Consider the following 21,293-nt stretch of genomic DNA (forward strand, 5'->3'; position numbering starts at 1 on the left):
CGCTAACCCCCGGCGCATATGCGTCTCAAGCGAGACGCAGCAGGAGATTATATGTCTGCAACCACCCCCACCCGTGATGATTTCGCAGCGCTTCTGGAAGAGTCCTTCGCCAAGACGGACCTCGCCGAAGGCTATGTCGCCAAGGGCGTCATCACGGCCATCGAAAAGGACGTCGCCATCGTCGACGTCGGCCTTAAGGTCGAAGGCCGCGTGCCGCTGAAGGAATTCGGCGCCAAGGCCAAGGACGGCTCGCTCAAGGTCGGCGACGAGGTCGAAGTTTACGTTGAGCGCATCGAAAACGCGCTCGGCGAAGCCGTGCTCTCGCGCGAGAAGGCTCGCCGCGAGGAAAGCTGGCAGCGCCTGGAAGTGAAGTTCGAAGCCGGCGAGCGCGTCGAAGGCATCATCTTCAACCAGGTCAAGGGCGGCTTCACCGTCGATCTCGACGGCGCCGTCGCCTTCCTGCCGCGTTCGCAGGTCGACATCCGTCCGATCCGCGACGTGACCCCGCTGATGCACAACCCGCAGCCCTTCGAAATCCTGAAGATGGACAAGCGCCGCGGCAACATCGTCGTTTCGCGCCGCACGGTTCTCGAAGAGTCCCGCGCCGAGCAGCGTTCTGAAATCGTTCAGAACCTCGAGGAAGGCCAGGTTGTCGAAGGCGTCGTCAAGAACATCACCGATTACGGTGCATTCGTCGACCTCGGCGGCATCGACGGCCTGCTGCACGTCACCGACATGGCATGGCGCCGCGTCAACCATCCGTCGGAGATCCTGAGCATCGGCCAGCAGGTCAAGGTTCAGATCATCCGCATCAACCAGGAAACCCACCGCATCTCGCTCGGCATGAAGCAGCTCGAGTCCGATCCGTGGGATGGCATCGGTGCGAAGTATCCGGTCGGCAAGAAGATCACCGGTACGGTCACGAACATCACCGACTACGGTGCGTTCGTCGAGTTGGAGCCGGGCATCGAAGGCCTGATCCACATCTCCGAAATGTCCTGGACCAAGAAGAACGTCCATCCCGGCAAGATCCTGTCCACCAGCCAGGAAGTCGACGTGGTCGTTCTCGAAGTCGATCCGGCCAAGCGCCGCATCTCGCTCGGCCTCAAGCAGACGCTCGAGAATCCGTGGCAGGCATTCGCCCATAGCCATCCGGCCGGCACCGAAGTCGAAGGCGAAGTCAAGAACAAGACCGAATTCGGCCTGTTCATCGGCCTTGACGGCGATGTTGACGGCATGGTGCACCTTTCCGACCTCGACTGGAACCGTCCGGGCGAGCAGGTCATCGAGGAATACAACAAGGGCGATGTCGTCCGTGCTGTCGTTCTCGATGTGGACGTCGACAAGGAGCGCATTTCGCTCGGTATCAAGCAGCTCGGCAAGGACTCCGTCGGTGAAGCTGCCGCTTCCGGCGAACTGCGCAAGAATGCCGTCGTTTCGGCCGAGGTCATCGGCGTCAACGATGGCGGCATCGAGGTGAAGCTCGTCAACCACGAGGACATCATCGCCTTCATCCGCCGCGCCGATCTCTCGCGTGACCGCGACGAGCAGCGTCCGGAGCGCTTCTCGGTTGGCCAGACGGTCGACGCCCGCGTCACCAACTTCTCCAAGAAGGACCGCAAGATCCAGCTGTCGATCAAGGCTCTGGAAATCGCGGAGGAGAAGGAAGCCGTCGCTCAGTTCGGTTCGTCCGACTCCGGCGCTTCGCTCGGCGACATCCTGGGCGCAGCGCTCAAGAACCGCCAGAGCAACGAGTAGTCATTGCTCTGATAGCAATAGGGCCCGCGGAGAGCGATTTCCGCGGGCTTTTTCCTGCGCGGGACGTGGCCGGTGGATATTTCGGTTGCGATGCGCTTCGAGCGCATCGGCCCGGTGGGGAGTGACCCCAACTGAAGGCCGTTAGCCGAGACCGCCGAGCTTTCTGTAGAGATCATAGGGATCGGCCGCGTCCAGCTCCTCTTCCAGCGGATCGTCCTCGCCGCGCTGCCGCGCCTCCTCGCCCTCGCCGCCATCCTCCGCTCCGGCTTCGGCATCCTCGTTGTTCTCGTCCTGCGGCTCCTGCTCCCGATCGTCGCTTTCCGCCTCCGGCTGGGCTGGCGGGTACGGGACGAGTGCAAAGGGGATGATTTCTTTCGGAAGCCCGCTGTCGACGAGGAGGGCGATCGCCTGCTGCATGGACGGATCCTCGGCCGCCTGCCGCGGGCGCTGCGTGTTGGAGACGCTGCCCGGTTCGGGGGCGTCCGGCGGGTCCGCGGCAGCGGGATCGGCGGAAGGTTCGGCGCCTGTCATCGTGCTTCGCGGCCGAAAAGCCGCATCTCTCGGCTGTACCGGAGCGGAGAGATCCCGTGACGACAGCCGTACATCGCCGAGGGCCTCCGGCGGTTCCGAACGCACGCCCATCGTCGGCTTGTGCAAGTCGCCGGGGCCGTCGGCCGCAAGCGCCTTGATAGCATCGCCGAGAGTGCGCGAGGCGGCTGCGGTTTCATTCCGCGTGGCGGCCTGCCGCGCCTGTTGCCGGTCGCCTTCTCCCTTGGCGCGCGGCGGCCCGTAGGTACCGTCGGAGTCCAGCCCGTCGGGACCTTCTTCCGGCGCTCGCTCTGCCCCGCCGCGTCGCACCTGATCCGAATTCGCTTCGCCCTCTGCGGGCGGATCGGAGCCCGATGTATCGCCTGCGGCTGGCACCGCTGCCTGCTCGCTTTTCTGAGCGGACGCCCGCGGCGCGCCGGCTTCGGCTTCGCCGGGCAATGTCCTGTGCGCCGTTTCGATTGTGCCGTCTTCGAACGGGGTGGGCGCGGCTTCTGCCGCCGCCGGATTGCGCGTTTCGGTCGGAGCCTGGCGGCTCTCGCCGACATTTTCGGCCTTGCGAGTGTCCGCGCGCGCTGCGTCCGGCCTTGCCTCGGGCCGATCATCGATCGCCGGTTCGATCGCCGCGGCCTCGCCGTCGGCGTCGAAGGCCCTTTTTAGCATCGCCTGCAGCATCGCCGCGTCGGCCGATGTCGGTGCCAGCGCAGCGGGGTTCTGCAGTGGCGCCGACGCCGACAGGGGCAGGTTGCGAAACACAGGCCGCTCGGCGGGAAGCGGCGGTGCGGCCCCGGGCTTGGCCGGCGGCACGGTTCCCGCTTCGCGTGCTGCCGCGGCCAAACGTTGTATCGGATTGCGGGAGAGTTCCTTCTCGACGGAGAGACGCTCGGGTGCGGGCAAGGACTCGATGAACGCCATCAGGTGCCGAGCGACGGCGCGTCCCTTGTCCTGGGGCAGGAGCGTTGATTTCAGAAGACGAGAAAGATCGTCGATCAACCGCGCCACGGCGTCGCGGGAAAGAACCTGCTCGCCGGAAAGGTGACGGGCGAGCGCATCGACGATCTTCTGGACCGTCTCTGTCCGCTGGCCCACGGCCGGCAGCGAACGGCGAACGCCCTGGGCGGCGTCATCGCCCGGGCCGGTCGCGTTCCTGATCGTGACAATGGGCATCAGCGTCTAGTCTCCAAGCGCGCGGCGATCTCGAGTCGAGCTGTGCTCGCCGCCGCGATTTCAGGCCGTCGGAGGGGCGCCTCATGCGCTGGGTTGCTGTATGTCTTGTCCTTGAATAGAGGTCGGTTTCAAGGGACTAGCAGTAGCCCGCATGGGTACGAAGCGGGCTTGTATTTGGGCATGATCGCCAAAAATAGGCTGAAGAAGTTTATGAAGCGTTAACCCTGTTGCGGGCGGTCGGGGCTGCCCTTGCACGGGAACTCGTCCCGGTCCATTCTGCCCGACGAGACATGCAGCCCGATCCAAGCGCGCCTTGATGGAGCCGCCGATGACAGTCCGCCCGCCGCAATCGCTCAGCCGTCACGGGACCGCCGGCAGCGGCCTCAACGTCTTCGAATACGAGCTGATGGCGGAGCGCGCCGACGCGCTCGGCCGTCACGGACTGAAGGTCGAGAAGGCGATCGCGGCGCTGAACGGCTTCGACGGGGGAACGCAGCAGCCGGAGGAGCGCCAGCGGCTGCTCGACGAAGCCGCCGATGCGGTCTGGGCCTTCCTGATCCAGCGCGAGATCTGCGGCTTCCGCGACAGCCGCGACGCCGTTTGCCGCTATGGTATCCCAAAGGAGGTCATGGCGCGCCTGGGCATCGTCCGAAAACGATAGTCTCGGGCCGAGCGTCCCCCGCAACGGATCTCCGGACTGCAGCAGGCTATACGGCGCCGCGCGTCTTTCAGACGCGCGAAGATCGCTGTAACGCCTTGAGTCTGGGCACCGAACTTTTCGAAGATCGGTTCCGATTTTCGGGCCGATGCGCTAACGATACGGCGAGTAGCAGACCCTGTAGAGACCGCTATAGGCCAGATACCGGTTGGTCGCCGGATTGTAGGAGCGATAGCGCGACAGGCACCAGTTCACATGCGCGCTATAGCCCCGCCGGACATAGCCGGGACGGTAATGGCGATAGCCGTAATCGGGACGGAAATAGCGGTAGCTATAGTAGCCGGGACCGTAGTAGCGGGGGCCGAAATAATATCGATTCCCATAATAGTGGCGGCCCGGATAGTAGCCGGGACCCGTCCCGAAATAGATGCTGATGCCCGAGCGCCTCGGATAATAGCCGCGACCCCAGCCGCCGTAATGGCCCGACCACGGGCGATGGTAGCGCGGGCCCCAGCCATAATAGGATCCACGGTGGCGCACGGGCTCAATATCCCCCGCCGCCGTGGGCGCTATGTCCAGCGCCGGGCGCGGCATGGCCTTGGCAGGCGCTGCAGGAGGGATTACGGAGGTGGCCGCCAATGCGCAGCTCAAAACGAAATTGCGAAACCCCGTCATCTTGTCCTCACTTTCCGAAAGTCGTCCTTTCCGGTTGCTGTCCCCTCTGTTCAGGTTTATGCCCAACGCCGGGGGGCGCATCTGCATCGCCGGATTTCCGCGCCGGTCAGCGTTCATCAAGCATGCGCCCCTTGAGCGGCGATGTCACTGAATTTCTTCATCTATCGCGCCAGGCATGGCCCCCACCGGCGAAGCGCCTTCACTCGCCCGCAGGATTTTGTCCCGGCTTTTTCGCCTTCCGACACGAAAACTTCAAAATGCCTGTTGACACTTCAGGCCGGGCCTTTTACATGCCGGTCCGTCGCCCAGATGGCGGAATTGGTAGACGCGCAGGTTTCAGGTACCTGTGCCGCGAGGCGTGGAGGTTCGAGTCCTCTTCTGGGCACCAAATTCCTTTCAGATTGTTTCGCACGATCATGAACTGCAGAAAAAGCCCGGTTTGCCGGGCTTTTCGCATTTGAGGACCCCGGCGCACGCAAGCCACCGTGCCCGCCCGAGGGGCGATCACCGGCATTGCCGCCACGGCCTCCTAAACGTCAAGCGTCCTTGGCGGCGGCGCTTGCGAGGATCGTCGTGCCGTGGTCCTTGTTCATGCCTTCGAGCCTTCAGTTGACCGTGACCGGCCGCGAGCGCATCCGCCTGACCGTCTCCCGCTCTGCCCGTTTGCAGCGCATCGGCGGCAGGTCGCGATCCATCAACTCCATGTCCTCGAGCACCATGTCGCCCATCTTTCTGAAAGCGACGTCGAGCGCGCCCGCGCGATGCGCCGAGCGTAGGAAACCCGGAAGCAGGCGGACCTCATGGTCGAGCGGCAGCGGTTCTTCCGGAAAGACGTCGCTCGCCGCCAGGATGTGGCCACGCTCGACTGCCGCAACGAGCGCGTCGAAGTCGACGACGCCGGCGCGGCTGAGGAGAATGAAGGCGGCGCCGCGGCGCATCTTCGCGAAGGCATCGGCGCCGAGCAAACCCTCATTCTCGCTCGTCACGGCGGCGACCACGAAGACGAAATCGCTTTGCGTCAGCACCGTTTCCAGCGGAGCCGGCTCGACGCCGCTGTCCTTGAGGAGGGAGGCCGGCAGCCAGGGGTCATAAGCGCGGATCCTGGCGTGAAATCCGGAGAGCACACGGTTCAAAGCTCGTCCGAGGTCACCGAAGCCGATGATGCCGATCTCCGAACCGGAAAGGAGCCGCGCCGAGCGGTTGCTTTCGCCGCCCCAGAGCTCGCGCCCATCGCGGAAGGCCAGATCGGCATCGACGATGCCGCGGGCGAGATTGAGCGCCATTGCGAGCCCAAGTTCCGCCACCGGCTCCGCGAAGACCTGCCCCGTCGTCAGCACATGGATGCCGCGGCGGAAAAGCACCTCATAGGGCATGTTGTCGAGGAGATTGCTTTCGACGTTGAGGATCGCCCGCAAACGTGGCAGGCGCTGGAGGGTGTCCTCGTCCAAGGGCGGCTGGCCGATGATGTAGCGCGCCTCGCCGAGCGTCTCGTCGCCGAGCCCGGCAATGTCCTCAGGATCTGCTTCGACCACACGATAGCGGCGGTGGAGCAGGGCAAGGGCCGTGGGCGTGAAGATCAGATCGAGCGTACGCGGCGCGGGCGCGCTGATGACGAGTGGCCGGTGCATCTCCGTCATGTTTCTCCTCCCGATCGGCTGCGGGAACGGCAAACCGCTTCATCTTTGCAGGAGGAGGCGACCCTTGCCAAGGCGGCTTCGGCTCAATAGTTCAGCCCGCGTTTCTGCCGCTCGAGCGACGGCGGCAGCCGACCGCTCTGGAAGACCGGGCCGTCGCCCTTGCGGCAGCGGTAGATGGTTTCGTAGCGGGGCCGGCCGCTGGATGGCTCGAACGGCCCGTAACGGTCGACGAAAACCTGCTCGCAGACCACGTCGTCGCCTTGCCTGAGCGGATTGAGCGGCTGCACGCCGGGAAGGTCGCGAAATGCCTGTGCAAGCTGCAGCGTCGCCCCGTCCGCCCAGCCTGGCTGGGACGAGAGACCGAGAAGCAGGGCGGTGAGAGGAAGCGCCGAGGCGGAGCGAAACCTGATCATGCTTGAGGACTTTTCCGGCAGGGGGCCGGCGGATTCGACGCCGACGCGAGAGGAACGGTATCGCGGCCTCCAAACTTGCGCTATAGGCCAACGACGTTGAAGGCATTTGGGGATTTTCGATGGCAAATACAATAAGGTTCCACGAAGGCGATATTTCCGCGGCGGATGCCGCCCGCTACACGGGTGCGATCGCGATCGACACGGAAACGCTGGGCCTTGTCCCCCGCCGCGACCGCCTTTGCGTCGTGCAACTCTCTCCGGGCGACGGTAGCGCCGACGTGATCCGCATCGCCGCCGGCCAGAGGCAAGCGCCGAACCTCATGGCGATGCTCGCCGATCCCACCCACCAGAAGATCTTTCACTTCGGCCGCTTCGATATCGCAGTGCTGTTCCACACCTTCGGCGTCACGGCGGCGCCGGTCTTCTGCACCAAGATCGCTTCGCGGCTGACCCGCACCTATACGGATCGGCACGGGCTCAAGGACAATCTCAAGGAACTGCTCGACGTCGATATTTCCAAGCAGCAGCAGTCGTCCGATTGGGCCGCCGAAATCCTCTCGCCGGCGCAGCTCGAATATGCGGCTTCCGACGTGCTCTATCTGCATGCGCTGCGTGACAAGCTGACCGAGCGCCTTCTGCGCGACGGCCGCATGGAGCATGCCGAAGCCTGCTTCGCCTTCTTGCCGACACGTGCCAAGCTCGACCTGCTCGGTTGGGAAGAGACCGACATATTTGCCCATAGCTGAGAGTGCGGCTGCTCAGGGCGTCAGCCACAGAAGCGCGGCATAGCGCGCCGCCTTGCCGATCGTCACATAGGCGAGAAAGACGGCGAGCGGCGTCCGCAGCAAGCCGGCGGCCAAGGTCAGCGGATCGCCGATGATCGGAAGCCAGGAGAAAAGCAGCACCGGCTGTCCGTAGCGGGTAAACAGCGTCTCGGCCTTCCGCCGGGCGGGCGGTGACACGGGAAACCACTTTCGGTCCTCGAAACGCACGAAGTATCGGCCAAGCGCGAAGTTGACGAGCGCGCCGAGCACATTGCCGGACGTTGCCGCGAGAAAGAGTGCTGTCCGGCTCGTTTCGGCCGTAAGCGCCGCGGCGACGACCGCCGCTTCCGACAGGCCGAACAACAGGGTTGCGGAGAGAAAGGCGGCGCCGAAGACGCCCGCCAGCATACCGGGATCCAGCGTCAGCTCCTGTCGACGTGGCCGAGATCGCGCTCGGGCTCGATCACGTCGCGGATTCGCTGCTTCAGTTCCTTCGGGCCGGGAAAGCCGCCGTCGCGCTTGCGCTCCCAGACGAGCTCGCCATCGACGCGGATCTCGAAATTGCCGCCGGTGCCGGGGATCAGCGCCACCTCACCGAGCGTGTCGGCAAAGGTCGAGAGCAACTCCTGCGCCATCCAACCGGCCCTGAGCAACCAGTTGCACTGGGTGCAATAGAGAATCGTGACGCGCGGCTTTTCCCTCATCGAAACAGGTCCCTCATGATGCTGGCGGCACCATAGCGCATCGGTCGAAAATCGGAACCGATTTCGGCAATGCGCAGATTCAAAGAGTTACCATCGGACCGGACGCTTCACACAAATGTCAACTGAAGCAGTCATGATTTTTTCGGGCGCCCCTTGCCTTCCAGGCGCTGCGTGGCAAGAGATCTCGCATTGCAAATCCTAAGAGAGGGACCAATGACCGACACCACCCATACGAACGGCCGGCCGCGCGCGATACTGCCGGCGCTCGAGAAGATCTACCTGCCACTCGACAGCCTTGCCGAGACGCTGTTGCGCGTGCTCGCGGGTGCGCTGCTCGTCACCCATGGCTACGGCAAGATCCTTGATCCCTTCGGGACGGTCGGAATGGTGGAAGGCCTCGGCTTCTATCCGGGCGTCTTCTGGTCGCCGCTGCTCGCCGCCACCGAATTCTTCGGCGGCATCTTCATCGCCATCGGCTTGCTGACCCGGCCCGCAGCCTTTGCGGCCACCATCGTGCTGCTCGTCACGGTCTATTTCCATGGTATCGCCCTGGGCGAGGGTCTCGGCGGCGCCGAGAAGTCGATCCTCTGGGCGGCGATCACCTTCTTCTTCGCGATCCGCGGTGCCAACAGTCATTCGGTCGACGCCAAGCTCGGCAAGCAATTCTAAATCGCCCGCACCGGCACAGGGTCCGCTGCGACCGTATGCCGGTGCGGTTGGAAGCCGCTCTTGCAAGCCGGCGTTGCCCGTGGTCATCTCGGTTGAAGGAGGTGGACCATGCATGAAGCGATCGAAGGCGGCTGTTTCTGCGGCCGCATCCGCTACCGGCTGAAGCGCCGGCCGATGTTCGTCCATTGTTGCCACTGTACGGATTGCCGGCGCCAGCTCGGCAGCGCCTTCGCCATCAATGGCCTTGTCGAGACGGAGAATGTCGAGCTTCTCCAGGGCGAACCCGTCCTGGTGACGCTCTCGACCGATAGCGGCCGTCCGCATGACGTCTACCGTTGCGCCGAGTGCCAATCGCCGCTTTGGAGCGATTATGGCCGGCGAAAATGGCTCTCCTTCCTGCGGCTGGCTACGCTCGACCCGCCAGCCGAATTTACACCCGATGTGCATATCTACACCCGCTCGAAGCTCGACTGGCTGCCTCTGCCGCCGGGCGCCAGGGCCTTCGAGGCCTATTACGACGTCAAGGCGGAGTGGCCGAAGGAGAGCCTGGAACGGCTCGAAACGGCGCGGGCCAAGGCAAAGGCGCGGGCGTGACAGCGAGCGAGCGCGACAGAATGGCGGCGGGACTCCGCCCGGCCGGGTGCGGTCGTGACCGAGACGTGGCGGCAGATACGACGGTTGTGGGCAACCGGCGCGGGTTCTGCGTTGAGTTGGAAAAGAGGGAGATTTCGATGACGGAAGCCGTGACAACGTTCAAGGTCCGCACGGCGCGCACGGCGGACGTGCCGGCGCTCCGCGGTTTTCTCAACGAGATCATCCGGATCGGCGGCACCACGGCTCACGAAACGCCGTTCACAAATGAACGCTTCGCCTCGCATTTCCTTGCGGGTCCGGGTTTCGTCAGTTGCTTCGTCGCGGAGGACGGTGAAGGCCGGCCCTGTGCCTTCCAGGCGCTGGAGCGCTCGGATGGTCTGCCGGACCGTTGGGTGGATATCGGCACCTTCGCCCGCCCGCATCGGAAAGTTCCGGGAGCCGGCTCGGCGCTTTTCGCCGCCACGAGGGCCCATGCCCGCGACGCCGGCTTCGCGGCCATCAATGCCACGATCCGCGCGGATAATGTCGGCGGCCTGGCCTATTACAGCAGGATGGGCTTCATCGACTACAAGATCGACGAGGCCGTGCCGCTCAAGGGCGGACGCCGTGTCGACCGGATTTCGAAACGATATTTGCTGGAATGACGGGCCGTGTCAGAAGCTTTGAAAGGTAAAGTCCGCGGCAGAGACAATCTCGTCGCGCTGATCTGGCAGGTCCGTGACCAAGCCGCCGAGTTCATGTACCGCATTTGCGGCCATATCACTCGTCGCCCATCTTCAGCGCCGCGATAAACGCCTCCTGCGGGATCTCCACCTTGCCGAACTGGCGCATGCGCTTCTTGCCTTCCTTCTGCTTTTCCAGAAGCTTGCGCTTGCGGGTGGCGTCACCGCCGTAGCACTTGGCGGTTACGTCCTTGCGTAGCGCGCGCACCGTCTCGCGGGCGATGATACGGCCGCCGATCGCCGCCTGGATCGGGATCTGGAACATGTGCTGCGGGATCAGGTCCTTGAGCTTCTCGCACATGACGCGGCCGCGCTTTTCCGCCGCCGAGCGGTGGACGAGCATCGACAGCGCATCGACCGGCTCGCCATTGACGAGGATCGACATCTTGACCAGGTCGCTTTCGCGATAATCGGAGAGGTTGTAGTCGAAGGAGGCGTAGCCCTTGGATATCGACTTCAGCCGGTCGTAGAAGTCGAAAACCACTTCGTTCAGCGGCAGGTCGTAAGTCAGCATCGCGCGGTTGCCGACATAGGTGAGTTCGGTCTGGATGCCGCGCCGGTCCTGGCAGAGCTTCAGGATGCCGCCGAGATATTCGTCCGGCGTCATGATCGTCGCGCGGATCCAGGGCTCGCGGAATTCGGCGATCTTGACGACGTCCGGCATGTCGGCCGGATTGTGCAACTCCTTCTCGGTGCCGTCGGTCATGGTCAGCTGATAGACGACCGATGGGGCGGTCGCGATCAGGTCGAGGTCGAATTCGCGCGAAAGGCGTTCCTGGATGATCTCGAGATGCAGGAGCCCGAGGAAACCGCAGCGGAAGCCAAAGCCGAGCGCGGCGGAGGATTCCATTTCGAAGGAGAAGGAAGCGTCATTCAGGCGCAGCTTGCCCATGGCGCTGCGCAGCTCCTCGAAGTCGGCCGCGTCGACCGGGAAGAGTCCGCAGAAGACCACCGGCTGGGCCGGCTTGAAGCCAGGGAGCGCTGCCGCTGTCGGGCGCTTTTCATCCGTGATCGTATCGCCGACGCGGGTGTCGGCCACTTCCTTGATCGAGGCTGTGATGAAGCCGATCTCGCCGGGGCCGAGCGAATCGATCGCAACCATCTTCGGCGTCAGCACGCCGACGCGCTCCACCGTGTATTTGGCGCCGGTGCCCATCATGCGGATGGTCTGGCCCTTGGTTAAGACGCCGTCGATGATGCGCACCAGAACCATGACGCCCAGATAGGTGTCGTACCAGCTGTCGACGAGCAGGGCCTTGAGCGGCGCCTTCTCGCCGCCGGGGCTCTTCGGCGCCGGCAGCCGGTTGACGATCGCTTCGAGCACGTCGGGAATGCCGAGACCGGTTTTGGCCGAGATCATCACCGCGTCGGAGGCATCGATTCCGATCACCTCCTCGATCTGGTCCTTGATCCGCTCCGGTTCGGCTGCCGGCAGGTCTATCTTGTTGAGCACGGTGACGAGCTCGTGATTGTTGTCGATCGCCTGATAGACGTTCGCGAGCGTCTGGGCTTCCACGCCCTGGCTGGCGTCGACGACGAGCAGCGAGCCTTCGCAGGCTGAGAGCGAGCGCGAGACCTCGTAGGCGAAGTCGACATGCCCGGGCGTGTCGATGAGGTTCAGGACATAGGTCTCGCCGTCATTGGCCTTGTAGTGCAGGCGCACGGTCTGCGCCTTGATGGTGATGCCGCGCTCGCGCTCGATGTCCATGCTGTCCAACACCTGCTCGGACATTTCGCGCTCGGCGAGCCCGCCGGTCAGCTGGATCAGCCGGTCGGCCAGCGTCGACTTGCCGTGGTCGATGTGGGCCACGATCGAGAAGTTGCGGATGTTCGACAGGGGCGTCTTGGAATTCGGTGTGCTCATGGGCCGCATATAGCAGCGCGATCAGGCGGCGCAAAGCGGGAAATGAAGGCTTCGTTCACTATAAATTCGCCCGTGAGACGGCTATTCAGGACGCGGCTCCGCCTCGCTCAGCTGAGCGACATTCGGTACCTGCGCGCTCTTCAACTCAAAGGCCTCGCGAAGCTGCGGCGGGACGCGCGCGCGCGAGCGCAGGCGAAGGAGCACGAAGGCGGCGTATAGAAGGGCCACCGCCATCGTCGCGTGAATGAAGACGCGGGCGCCGAAGACGGGTGTCAGTGCGGTCACCAGCATCGGCACCAAGGTCGCCGCCGTCGACCAGGCGACGAGCAGCGTGCTTGCAAGCGGCACGAAATCGTCCGGATCCGTGCGGTCGTTGGCATGGGCGTTGGCGATCGAGTAGATCGTTTCGACAGCCCCGGCAAAGATCGCGAAGACGAGCATCAGCAGCCAGAGCCTGTCGAAAGAGACGACAAGGGCCGCAAGCCCCGCGCCGGTGATGAGCGCCGAGGTGGCGATCAGCACGATTCGGCGGTCGACCCGGTCGGAAAGCGCTCCCATCGGATACTGGATGAGGAGCAGCCCGAACTGCATCACGAACATCAGCGTCGCCACGTCGCGCTGGCTCATCGCATTGGCGGCGGCATAGATCGGGGTGAAGCCCTGCACTAGCATCGAGAGGCCGCCGGAGGCGAGCACGCCGATGAAGGCGACCGGGGAACTGTGCCAGGCCATGGCGATGTCGATGCGCACCCGCGTGGGTGCTGGCGGCGTCGGCAGGCGCGTGAGCCCGATCGGGAGGATGGCGATCGCCGTGAAGAAGATGGTCGCGATCGGTGCGAAATTGCCCTCGAGCGGGACCTGCCCGAAAAGCCAGGCTCCGGTCCCAAGTCCGATCACATAGGCCATGTAGAAGAGCGCCATGGCCTTGCCGCGCCAGCGATTGTCGCTGGCATGGTTCAGCCAGCTCTGGGCAATGATGAAGTTGGTGTTGGCGGCGGCGCCGTAAAGGCCGCGGGCAAGGATCCAGAGCGCCGGATTGATGCCCAGGCTGATCAATACCGCGGCGAGGATGACAAGCGCCATCGAGCAGGAAAAGGCCCGGGCATGGCCGACGCGGCGGATCAGCGGACCCGCCAGCACGCAGCCGACGAGCCCGCCAAAGGCGATCGCCGTCACCGCCGCACCCGGAACCCATTCCGGCGCCATCGAGCGCGTCAGGACGAAAGGGACATAAGCGAGCATCATGCCGTTGCCGATGGCGACCGCCGTCATCGACGTGACGATGCTGGCGATCGACAGGAGCGCCGAAGGGGACCTGCTCATGCTGCTCTCCTCCCGAAACCCTGGAGGCAAACTAGCGCGGCTGCCGCCGTCGCGATGTCGTCCGAGCGGCATCGGCGAAATTTATTTCTTGCGGCGCTTGACTCTATTATAAGAGAAATACATTCTCAAATAATGGATGAATTGACATCTCTGGAACAGACGATCGGCGAGCGCGTGCGCGAACTGCGCGCGGCCGGGGCGCTGACGCTCGATGAACTGGCCACGCGCTCCGGCGTCAGCCGCGCCATGATCTCGCGCGTCGAGCGCGGCGAGGCGAGCCCGACGGCCCAGCTCCTGGCGAAACTCTGCAGTGCGCTCGGTACGACGCTGTCGGCCCTTTTTGCCTCCGCAAGCAAGAACGCCTCGCCGATTGCGCGGCGGGCGGAGCAGCGGCTCTGGCGCGATCCGGAAAGTGGCTATCTCCGCCGGTCGGTTTCGCCGGAAGGTCTCGGTTCGCCCGTCGATATCGTCGAGGTGGAGTTTCCGCCGGGCGCGCGCGTCGTCTTCGAACGCCAGCCGGCCGACCGCGGCATCACCCAGCACCTCTGGCTCTTCTCCGGGCGGCTGGAGCTGACGATGGAGAGTGGTCCGCTGGTGCTCGAGGCGGGCGACTGCCTCTTCATGGGGCTCGAAGAGGCCCATGTCTTTCACAATCCCTATGGCGAACCGGCGCATTACGCCGTCATCCTCTGCCGCACCAAGGTGTAACCATGCCCGATGCAATCATCCGCGTCCTCACCGAAGACGAAGCGCGCGACGCGTTGCCGGCGCTTGCCGAGGTGCTTTCCGATTGCGTCGAGGGCGGCGCATCCGTCGGATTTCTGCAGCCCCTTACCCCGCAGGATGCACGCCCTTTCTGGGAAGGCGTTGCGGCCGCAGTTGCGCGGAGCGAAACCGTGCTGATCGTCGCCGAGGTCGATGGCCGGGCGCTCGGCACCGTGCAGATCGGCCTCGCGACGATGCCGAACCAGCCGCACCGTGCCGACATCAAGAAGCTGCTCGTACACCGGCAGGCGCGCGGGCTCGGCCTTGCGCGCCGGCTGATGGAGCAAGCGGAGGCCGAAGCGGTGAAAAGGGGAAGGCGGGTCCTGGTGCTCGATACCGCCACCGGCGAACCGGCCGAGGCCATCTACGAGCGCTTCGGCTGGCAGCGCGCGGGCGTCGTTCCCGACTATGCGCTGATGCCGGACGGCCGCTATTGCGCAACGACCTTCTTCTACAAGCATGTCTTCGCACGCTGCCGAAACGTGGAGTAGTTTGGCTCGAAAACCTCTTTAATCAGGACCCACTCGATGCGCGTATTCTATTCCGAAGACCACAAGCTCAGAGACGCGAAGACCGAGCTGCATGGCGGCGAGCTCGTTCCTCCCTTCGAGGCACCGTTTCGGGCGGAGTGGATCCTCGCTTCCGTCAAAGAAGCGGGCTTTTTCGATGTCGTCGCACCGGAGCGTCACGGCATGGAAACGGCGCTGAAGCTTCATTCGGCGGACTATCTGGAATTCCTCGAGACGGCGTGGGACCGCTGGGTTGCGGACGGCTATCGGGGCGAGGCGATTCCCGCCTGCTTCCCGGCAAGGCGCATGCGCCAGCATCCGCCGAAGGATGTCGACGGTGCGCTCGGCTATTACGCCTTCGCCGCCGAGACGGCGATCACCGAGGGCACCTTCGCTGCCGCACGCGCGGCGATGGATTGCGCGATCTCGGCGGCGGACCATGTCGCCGCCGGCAACCCTGCCGCCTTCGCGCTTTGCCGGCCGCCCGGCCATCATGCCGCGATCGACCTCTTCGGCGGCTATTCCTTCATCAACAACGCCGCCTGCGCGGCCCAGCGCCTGCGCGATGTCGGTGCGACGAAGGTCGCCGTCCTCGACGTCGATTTCCATCACGGCAACGGCACACAGGATATCTTCTACGAACGCGCCGACGTCTTTTTCGCCTCGCTGCACGGCGACCCCGCCGATGCCTTCCCGCATTTCCTCGGTTTCGCTGACGAGGAAGGGACAGGCGCCGGCCTCGGCTCGACGAAGAACTATCCCTTGCCCCGCGGCACGACCTTCAAGACCTGGAGCGCGGCGATGGAAGACGCGCTGTCGCGCATTGCCGGTTTCGGCGCCGAGGCGCTCGTTCTCTCGCTGGGCGTCGACACGTTCGAGCGCGATCCGATCAGCTTCTTCAAGCTGATGTCGCAGGATTATCTCCGCATGGGCGAACGCTTGAAGGAGACAGGCTTGCCGATCGTCCTCTGTATGGAGGGTGGCTATGGCGTCCCGGAGATCGGGCTGAACGTTGCCAATGTGCTCAAGGGCATCGCCCGCTGATTTTTCTTCGTCCGGCTATTGACCTCAACTTTGGTTGAGGTCGTACCAATGATCGCGTTTGTCAGGCCGCGATTGAGCGGCCGCGTTCAAAGGAGAAGTCGATGAGTGTGATTGAGCAGGCCGCGTCGCAGCCCCTGTACCGTGTGAACAAATTCGCTGTGCCGCCGGAAGCGCGAGACGAGTTCCTCGATCTCGTGGCGAAGACCTTTGCCGTCATCCGCAGCCAGGAAGGTCATGTACGCGATTGGATCCTGGAACAGAATTCCGGTCCGGGCGTGTTCAATTTCGTCACGATGATCGAGTTTGCGAGCGAGGAGGTCGCGCCCCGGGTCGTCGCCGCCCTGGCGGCACTGGACCGGGAACTGCGCCTCGACCGGGAAGCGATGATGGGGCGGCTCAATATCCGCACCGATTTCGGCAGCTACAAGCGCCTGGACTCGCTTGTTGCCTGACGCCTCAGGAGATGAAGAAGTTCGAAAGGCCTTGACCGGCGGCGAATGCGGCATAGCCGAGCATGGTGAAATAGATCGTGGTCGCGACGAGAAAGAAATAACCCGCGGCCACCGTCAGCCCGTCCCGCTGGATAATGCCGAGCGACAGGAGCAGGATGGCGATGGCCGGCAGCGTATTCGACAGCGGTACCAGCCCGAGCGGGAACATTAGCAGCACGCCGCCGGCCATGATCATCAGACCGTTGAAGCGGTTCATGACGGCGCCCTGGGTAAGCCCGTGAAGCCGCGGTCGCACGAAACGGTCGAGTTTCGCAACGAACATCGCTCCCTTCCGGAGAGTCGGCAACAGCTTTTCGGTCTCGATCTGCCGGTCGAGAATGCGTCGGGGCAACCAGGGGAGACGGTTCAGCGTGATCGCCAGAGAGATGAGAATGATAGCTGCCCCGAAGACGGTGCTCACCCCGGGGATCGACACCGGGATCAGGAACGGCAGCGTCAGCAGCGCGCAAAGAAGCAGGAATCCCTGCTCGCCTATTTCGACCATCAGCTGGCGCAGCGTGATCGTGTCGCCGCGAATCGAAGCGATCATGCCGGTGAGCGTATCGCTGAGACTGCGTTCCGTATCACCGAATTCGATCGTCATGTCTGGCCCTTCTCCATTCGCGCTGGTCCGCCTGCAACATCCGCCCGTGCAAGGGGCACAGCGTCTCATTTGCCTTCAGTAATCTATCCTGGTGCCGAATGCGACTCCGCTCGTCGCGCCTGACAGAGCTGCGCGTCCTAAGGGCGGTTGTGTGTGAGGCTCGGTTAGCTGGCGCTCTGGACAGCAATGTGGCGAAAGCAGCGCCGCCATGGCCCTCGTGCGGGCGGTCTCTCGGTCCGCCCCTGTGGAAAGCGGCCGGCGCTTCATCTTCCTGCCGCAATCCATGGTATGAAGCAGCTTCAGCACCAATGGGGATTAGTGATTCGATGATCAAGAAATGCGCCATCCTGGCAGTTGCCGCCGTCTATCTCTCCGGTTGCACGACCACCGATCCCTATACGGGAGAGCAGAAGATGTCGAACACGGCCGGTGGCGCGCTGATCGGCGCGGGCCTTGGCGCGGCGACCGGTCTCCTGGTCGGCGGCAGCGCCGCCGGACGCCGTGACGCCGCGCTCGTCGGCGCCGGCATCGGCGCGCTCGGCGGCGGCCTCGTCGGCAATTACATGGATCAGCAGGAAGCGGAACTGCGCGCCCAGCTCCAGGGCACCGGCGTCTCGGTCACGCGCGCAGGCGACCGCATCATCCTCAACATGCCGTCAAACATCACCTTCGCGACCGACCGCGACCAGGTGATCCCGGACTTCTACCCGACGCTCGATTCGGTCGCGATCGTGCTGCGCAAGTTCAACAAGACGCTGATCGACGTCGACGGCCATACCGACTCGACCGGCAGCGCCTCCTACAACCAGGGTCTCTCCGAGCGCCGCGCCGCCTCGGTCGCCAACTATCTCGGCAGCCGCGGCATCGATCAGCGGCGCATCTCCACCATGGGCTACGGCATGGAGCGCCCGGTCGCCTCGAACGCCACGGAAGCCGGCCGCGCCCAGAACCGCCGCGTCGAGATCTCGATCGCGCCCATCAAACAGGGCTGAGTCTCACATCCGCATTCACACGATTGGGGGCCGACGGGAAACCGTGCGGCCCTTTCTCTTAAGAACGCCGCGCGTCATTTCAGACGCGCAAAAATCGCTGTAACTCTCTAATCTGCGTATCGTGCTTTCCGAAAATCGGTCCGATTTTCGGGCCGAGCGCTAGAAGCGGTAGCGCAGGAGCCGGCCCATGCGACAGTGGACGAAGCCGAGCTGCAGGAACTGCAAGGCGATGCGGGTCGGCGGTGACAGGCGCGCCAGTTGCTCTCCATCCCACTCGCAATGATCCTCGACCAGTGCGAGACTTGGTACCTTCCGCTCAAGCTCGCCCGGGTCGTCGACGGCCCAACGGAGCACGGCGCCGGTGGCTCGAATGGCGGGATTGTAGCAGAGTAGTCGTGTCGCAATGGAGCTATAGGCATCGAAGGCAATTTCGCCGCTGGGGAAATGGCCAACAAGACGCCGCAACAATGCCGGCACCTGATCCGGCTTCAGATAGGGCAGCACTCCCTCGGCAATGATCATGGCGGGGCCGTCGCTAGCGAGTTTCTCCATCCATCTCTTCCCGACGATGGATCCGGCGATCATCATGTAGCCTTCAGGGCAGGGATAGACCTTCCGTCTGAGGGCGATGACGTCCGGAAAATCGATGTCGAACCAGCGCACCTGTCGGGGAGGGGCGACGCGAAAGACCCGACTGTCGAGCCCGCATCCGAGATGCACGACAATCGCATCGGGATTCCGATCGATGAAGGAGGCGGTCCAACGGTCGAGCAGGTGGGCGCGGATCGCGATGCCGACGGCCATGTCGTGACCGACCCTCAGTCGCTCGAAATCCTGGCCGATCCGCCGGAGCACCGCGGCGGCGCGGCGATCGTTGAGAAAGGAATTCGGCATGCGACTTTCATCAGCCTTCGCCTGCAGTGTAATGAGCAGGGTTTCCCTCACTCCCGTGAAGCGGATCTCCGGTTCCATCGCGTGCTCCGGGGCCATACGAAACGGGATGAGCGAATGCTGCAGTCGTTCACCCGCAGGTCGCGTTTCAGCTTTTTGGATCGATTTCGAAGATGCTTCCCTGTGCTCGAATTTGCTGGAGCCTTGGACAGGTATCGCGGATTCTTGGCGTGCGCGTGAATTTTATCAGCTTGTCGCGCCGATGATGACCACCCTGCAGTGGTACTTTATCCCTTCGGGGGATAACTATGCGCGTTCCCCCGGAAATCGGTGATCGTGTAGCTGCCGCAGCCACCGGATGAAATCGCATTGGCGCTGACCACCGCCTTTCCGTGGCCGCCTGGGATATCGAGGATGTAGGTCGGCTGGCAGAGCCCAGAGACGCGCCCGCGAAGAGATTCCGCAAGGGCCTGGCCCTCCTCTATCGACAGCCGGAAGTGACCGGTACCCGGGGCGAGGTCCGGGTGATGCAGGTAATAGGGCTTTATCCGCGTTTCGACGAAGCCGCGCATCAATTCGGCGAGTACATCCGGATCGTCGTTGACGCCCTTCAGCAACACCGTCTGGCTGACCATGACGATGCCGGCATCGATCAGCCGGGCGGCGGCGGCGCGCGCCTCGGCGGAGAGCTCCCGCGGATGATTGGCATGGAGCGCGACATACGTTGCCTTGCCGCTGGCCTTCAGCGCCGCGATGAGATCCGCGTCGATCCGCTCCGCCTCGACGACCGGTACGCGCGTATGGAAGCGCACGACCTTCACATGTTCGATCGCGCGGAGCCGCCCCAGCATCTCCGCGAGCCGTCGGGGCGACAGCACGAGCGGGTCGCCGCCGGTGAGGATCACCTCCCAGATTTGCCGATGCCCCGCTATGTAGCCGATCGCCGCGTCGAGTTCGGCGGCCGTCAAGGTGCCCAGTCCCTGCGGTCCCACCATTTCGCGTCGGAAGCAGAAGCGGCAATAGACCGGGCAAACATGCACGGCCTTGAGCAGCACCCGGTCCGGGTACCGATGGACGATGCCGGTGACCGGGCTGTGCTCCCCGTCGCCGATGGGATCGGACCGCTCTTCGGGTGAAAACGTCAATTCGGCCGGATCGGGCACGAACTGCCGGGCGATCGGATCGTTCGGATCGTCCCGATCGATGAGGTCTGCGACCGCCGGGGTGATTGCCACGGCATAGCGGGAGGCAACGCGGGAAACCGCTTCCTCGGCCGTCGTATCGATGAGGCCGGCCACGGCGAGCTCACGCGCCGTTCGGATCGGGCGGTCGACGGTCATGCCCTTGCCTCCGCGACCGGCGCCCATAGAACCTGCTCGACGCGAGAGGCTCCGGTTGCCAGCATGACCAACCGGTCGAAGCCAAGCGCGATGCCGCTTGCTTCCGGCATGTTGGCAAGCGCCGCCAGGAAGTCCTCGTCGAGCGGGTAGGCTTGGCCATAGACTCGCGCCTTCTCGGCCATTTCGAGCTCGAAGCGCCGGCGCTGTTCGGCGGCGTCGGTCAGTTCGCCGAAGGCATTGGCCAGCTCGACGCCGCAGGCATAAAGCTCGAAGCGCTCGGCAACGCGGGGGTCGTGGGAGGCAGGCCGGGCGAGCGCCGCCTCGGCGACCGGATAGCGGTCGAGGATCGTCGGTCGGCCGAAGCCGAGATGAGGCTCGACCTTTTCGACGAGCACGCGGCTGAAGAGATCCGCCCAGCTATCGTCATGGGCAACGCGCAGGCCCGCCGCGCGCAGGGCGGCGGCCAGCGTCTCCCGATCCGTCGAGCCGTCCTTTTCGATCGAGGCGATGAGGTCGATGCCGGCAAAGCGCTCGAATGCCTCGGCCAGTGACAGCCGCTCCGGCTCCAGCAAGGGGTCGCAGGCACGGCCCTGATAGGTGAAGACCCGTGCGCCGACAGTCCCGGCGGCGAGCGCAAGTATTTCGGCGCAGTCGCGCATCAGCGTCTCGTAGCTCTCCCCGGCGCGATACCATTCGAGCATGGTGAATTCCGGATGGTGCAGCGGTCCGCGTTCGCGGTTGCGGAAGACATGGGCGAAACAGGCGATGCGCTTCTCGCCGGCGGCTAGCAGCTTCTTGCAGGCGAATTCCGGCGAGGTGTGAAGGAAGAGCGGTTGGACCGAGCCGTCATGGCCAATCGCCTCTGTTGCGAAGGCATGCAGATGCGCCTCGTTGCCGGGCGATACCTGCAGCGTCGCAGTATCGACCTCGATGAAATCGCGCTCCTCGAAGAACCGGCGCAACGCCGACTGGATGCGGTTGCGTCCGATCAGGAAAGGGCGCCGGTCGGCATGGACATCCGGGGTCCACCAGGGAGAGGCATGCGGCATGGTCGGTCCGATCCAAGCTTTCTTGCGCGCGAGGTGCCGGCTAGGCTGGCCTTTCGCGCAGATTTGGGGTACTGGCGGCGCGAAACTCTATTCTCGCGTCCTCATGGACCCATC

The 21,293-nt window shown here is 64.2% G+C and carries 23 protein-coding genes and 1 tRNA gene; 12 read left to right on the forward strand and 12 right to left on the reverse strand.

Going from position 1 to position 21,293, the window contains the following annotated elements; genetic code table 11:
* The first annotated feature begins 51 nt into the window (after positions 1–51).
* Entirely contained in the window at positions 52–1,758 is a 1,707-nt protein-coding gene (rpsA, locus tag SJ05684_RS17190) for a 30S ribosomal protein S1 (protein ID WP_034853516.1), read from the forward strand.
* A gap of 141 nt (positions 1,759–1,899) precedes the next feature.
* Here rpsA and SJ05684_RS17195 read toward each other — a convergent pair whose 3' ends face one another.
* On the reverse strand, positions 1,900–3,471 hold the full coding sequence (locus SJ05684_RS17195) for a hypothetical protein (RefSeq protein WP_034853518.1): 1,572 nt from the start codon (positions 3,469–3,471) through the stop codon (positions 1,900–1,902).
* A gap of 328 nt (positions 3,472–3,799) precedes the next feature.
* Between SJ05684_RS17195 and SJ05684_RS17200 the strand changes: the two genes are divergently transcribed.
* The gene (locus SJ05684_RS17200; protein ID WP_034853617.1) at positions 3,800–4,132 is read left to right on the forward strand and encodes a DUF6665 family protein; all 333 of its coding nucleotides are present in this window, start codon (positions 3,800–3,802) and stop codon (positions 4,130–4,132) included.
* 150 nt (positions 4,133–4,282) lie between these two features.
* Here the strand turns inward: SJ05684_RS17200 and SJ05684_RS17205 are convergent, their stop codons facing one another.
* Positions 4,283–4,804 carry a BA14K family protein gene (locus SJ05684_RS17205; RefSeq protein WP_034853520.1) on the reverse strand — a complete coding sequence of 174 codons (522 nt, stop codon included), beginning with the start codon at positions 4,802–4,804 and terminating at the stop codon, positions 4,283–4,285.
* 303 nt (positions 4,805–5,107) lie between these two features.
* Here SJ05684_RS17205 and SJ05684_RS17210 point away from each other — a divergent pair.
* Positions 5,108–5,192, forward strand: a tRNA-Leu gene (locus tag SJ05684_RS17210).
* Positions 5,193–5,409: 217 nt separating this feature from the next.
* On the opposite strand, the gene SJ05684_RS17215 is transcribed toward SJ05684_RS17210, so the two are convergent.
* Together SJ05684_RS17215 and SJ05684_RS17220 are read right to left on the reverse strand one after the other, a co-directional pair.
* Positions 5,410–6,441, reverse strand: coding sequence for a hydroxyacid dehydrogenase (locus tag SJ05684_RS17215; protein ID WP_034853522.1), 1,032 nt, complete (start codon positions 6,439–6,441; stop codon positions 5,410–5,412).
* An 83-nt stretch (positions 6,442–6,524) separates the two neighbouring features.
* Entirely contained in the window at positions 6,525–6,854 is a 330-nt protein-coding gene (locus SJ05684_RS17220) for a hypothetical protein (RefSeq protein WP_034853524.1), read from the reverse strand.
* Between the two features lie 119 nt (positions 6,855–6,973).
* Here SJ05684_RS17220 and SJ05684_RS17225 point away from each other — a divergent pair, with 119 nt between their 5' ends.
* Positions 6,974–7,600 (forward strand): ribonuclease D, encoded by a 627-nt coding sequence (locus tag SJ05684_RS17225; protein ID WP_034853526.1) that lies wholly within the window; start codon positions 6,974–6,976, stop codon positions 7,598–7,600.
* A gap of 12 nt (positions 7,601–7,612) precedes the next feature.
* Here the strand turns inward: SJ05684_RS17225 and SJ05684_RS17230 are convergent, their stop codons facing one another.
* Together SJ05684_RS17230 and SJ05684_RS17235 are read right to left on the reverse strand one after the other, a co-directional pair.
* Positions 7,613–8,026, reverse strand: coding sequence for a YqaA family protein (locus SJ05684_RS17230; RefSeq protein ID WP_034853528.1), 414 nt, complete (start codon positions 8,024–8,026; stop codon positions 7,613–7,615).
* A 14-nt stretch (positions 8,027–8,040) separates the two neighbouring features.
* Positions 8,041–8,322 (reverse strand): Rdx family protein, encoded by a 282-nt coding sequence (locus SJ05684_RS17235; protein WP_034853529.1) that lies wholly within the window; start codon positions 8,320–8,322, stop codon positions 8,041–8,043.
* A gap of 213 nt (positions 8,323–8,535) precedes the next feature.
* Between SJ05684_RS17235 and SJ05684_RS17240 the strand changes: the two genes are divergently transcribed.
* The 3 genes from SJ05684_RS17240 (at position 8,536) to SJ05684_RS17250 (ending at position 10,229) form a co-directional block, all read left to right on the forward strand.
* The gene (locus tag SJ05684_RS17240; RefSeq protein ID WP_034853530.1) at positions 8,536–8,991 is read left to right on the forward strand and encodes a DoxX family protein; all 456 of its coding nucleotides are present in this window, start codon (positions 8,536–8,538) and stop codon (positions 8,989–8,991) included.
* A gap of 108 nt (positions 8,992–9,099) precedes the next feature.
* Positions 9,100–9,585 carry a GFA family protein gene (locus SJ05684_RS17245; protein WP_034853532.1) on the forward strand — a complete coding sequence of 162 codons (486 nt, stop codon included), beginning with the start codon at positions 9,100–9,102 and terminating at the stop codon, positions 9,583–9,585.
* 137 nt (positions 9,586–9,722) lie between these two features.
* On the forward strand, positions 9,723–10,229 hold the full coding sequence (locus SJ05684_RS17250) for a GNAT family N-acetyltransferase (RefSeq protein ID WP_034853539.1): 507 nt from the start codon (positions 9,723–9,725) through the stop codon (positions 10,227–10,229).
* Between the two features lie 115 nt (positions 10,230–10,344).
* Here the strand turns inward: SJ05684_RS17250 and lepA are convergent, their stop codons facing one another.
* Positions 10,345–12,180: a translation elongation factor 4 gene (gene lepA / locus SJ05684_RS17255; protein ID WP_034853541.1), complete on the reverse strand. Its 1,836-nt coding sequence runs from the start codon at positions 12,178–12,180 to the stop codon at positions 10,345–10,347.
* Between the two features lie 72 nt (positions 12,181–12,252).
* Positions 12,253–13,494: an MFS transporter gene (locus tag SJ05684_RS17260; protein ID WP_034853542.1), complete on the reverse strand. Its 1,242-nt coding sequence runs from the start codon at positions 13,492–13,494 to the stop codon at positions 12,253–12,255.
* A 132-nt stretch (positions 13,495–13,626) separates the two neighbouring features.
* On the opposite strand from SJ05684_RS17260, the gene SJ05684_RS17265 reads away from it, so the two are divergent.
* The 4 genes from SJ05684_RS17265 to SJ05684_RS17280 all read left to right on the forward strand — a co-directional run bounded on the left by SJ05684_RS17265 (position 13,627) and on the right by SJ05684_RS17280 (position 16,264).
* The gene (locus SJ05684_RS17265; protein WP_034853544.1) at positions 13,627–14,202 is read left to right on the forward strand and encodes a helix-turn-helix domain-containing protein; all 576 of its coding nucleotides are present in this window, start codon (positions 13,627–13,629) and stop codon (positions 14,200–14,202) included.
* A gap of 2 nt (positions 14,203–14,204) precedes the next feature.
* Complete coding sequence (locus SJ05684_RS17270; protein WP_034853546.1) at positions 14,205–14,750, forward strand: GNAT family N-acetyltransferase; 546 nt, start codon at positions 14,205–14,207, stop codon at positions 14,748–14,750.
* A 36-nt stretch (positions 14,751–14,786) separates the two neighbouring features.
* On the forward strand, positions 14,787–15,812 hold the full coding sequence (locus tag SJ05684_RS17275; RefSeq protein ID WP_034853548.1) for a histone deacetylase family protein: 1,026 nt from the start codon (positions 14,787–14,789) through the stop codon (positions 15,810–15,812).
* 101 nt (positions 15,813–15,913) lie between these two features.
* Entirely contained in the window at positions 15,914–16,264 is a 351-nt protein-coding gene (locus tag SJ05684_RS17280; protein WP_050979960.1) for an antibiotic biosynthesis monooxygenase family protein, read from the forward strand.
* A 4-nt stretch (positions 16,265–16,268) separates the two neighbouring features.
* Here SJ05684_RS17280 and SJ05684_RS17285 read toward each other — a convergent pair whose 3' ends face one another.
* Positions 16,269–16,907, reverse strand: coding sequence for an exopolysaccharide biosynthesis protein (locus SJ05684_RS17285; RefSeq protein WP_034853550.1), 639 nt, complete (start codon positions 16,905–16,907; stop codon positions 16,269–16,271).
* A 326-nt stretch (positions 16,908–17,233) separates the two neighbouring features.
* Here SJ05684_RS17285 and SJ05684_RS17290 point away from each other — a divergent pair, with 326 nt between their 5' ends.
* Entirely contained in the window at positions 17,234–17,899 is a 666-nt protein-coding gene (locus SJ05684_RS17290; RefSeq protein ID WP_034853551.1) for a YiaD family glycine zipper/OmpA-like lipoprotein, read from the forward strand.
* Between the two features lie 159 nt (positions 17,900–18,058).
* On the opposite strand, the gene SJ05684_RS17295 is transcribed toward SJ05684_RS17290, so the two are convergent.
* The 3 genes from SJ05684_RS17295 to epmA form a co-directional block, all read right to left on the reverse strand.
* Complete coding sequence (locus SJ05684_RS17295) at positions 18,059–18,871, reverse strand: class I SAM-dependent methyltransferase (protein WP_034853553.1); 813 nt, start codon at positions 18,869–18,871, stop codon at positions 18,059–18,061.
* A gap of 206 nt (positions 18,872–19,077) precedes the next feature.
* A complete protein-coding gene (locus SJ05684_RS17300) occupies positions 19,078–20,130 on the reverse strand; it encodes a lysine-2,3-aminomutase-like protein (protein WP_034853621.1) in 1,053 nt (350 codons plus the stop codon).
* Positions 20,127–21,179 (reverse strand): EF-P lysine aminoacylase EpmA, encoded by a 1,053-nt coding sequence (gene epmA, locus SJ05684_RS17305; protein ID WP_034853554.1) that lies wholly within the window; start codon positions 21,177–21,179, stop codon positions 20,127–20,129. The genes SJ05684_RS17300 and epmA overlap by 4 nt, the downstream gene beginning before the upstream one ends.
* Positions 21,180–21,293 lie beyond the last annotated feature (114 nt).

This window comes from Sinorhizobium sojae CCBAU 05684, assembly GCF_002288525.1.
Classification (GTDB): domain Bacteria; phylum Pseudomonadota; class Alphaproteobacteria; order Rhizobiales; family Rhizobiaceae; genus Sinorhizobium; species Sinorhizobium sojae.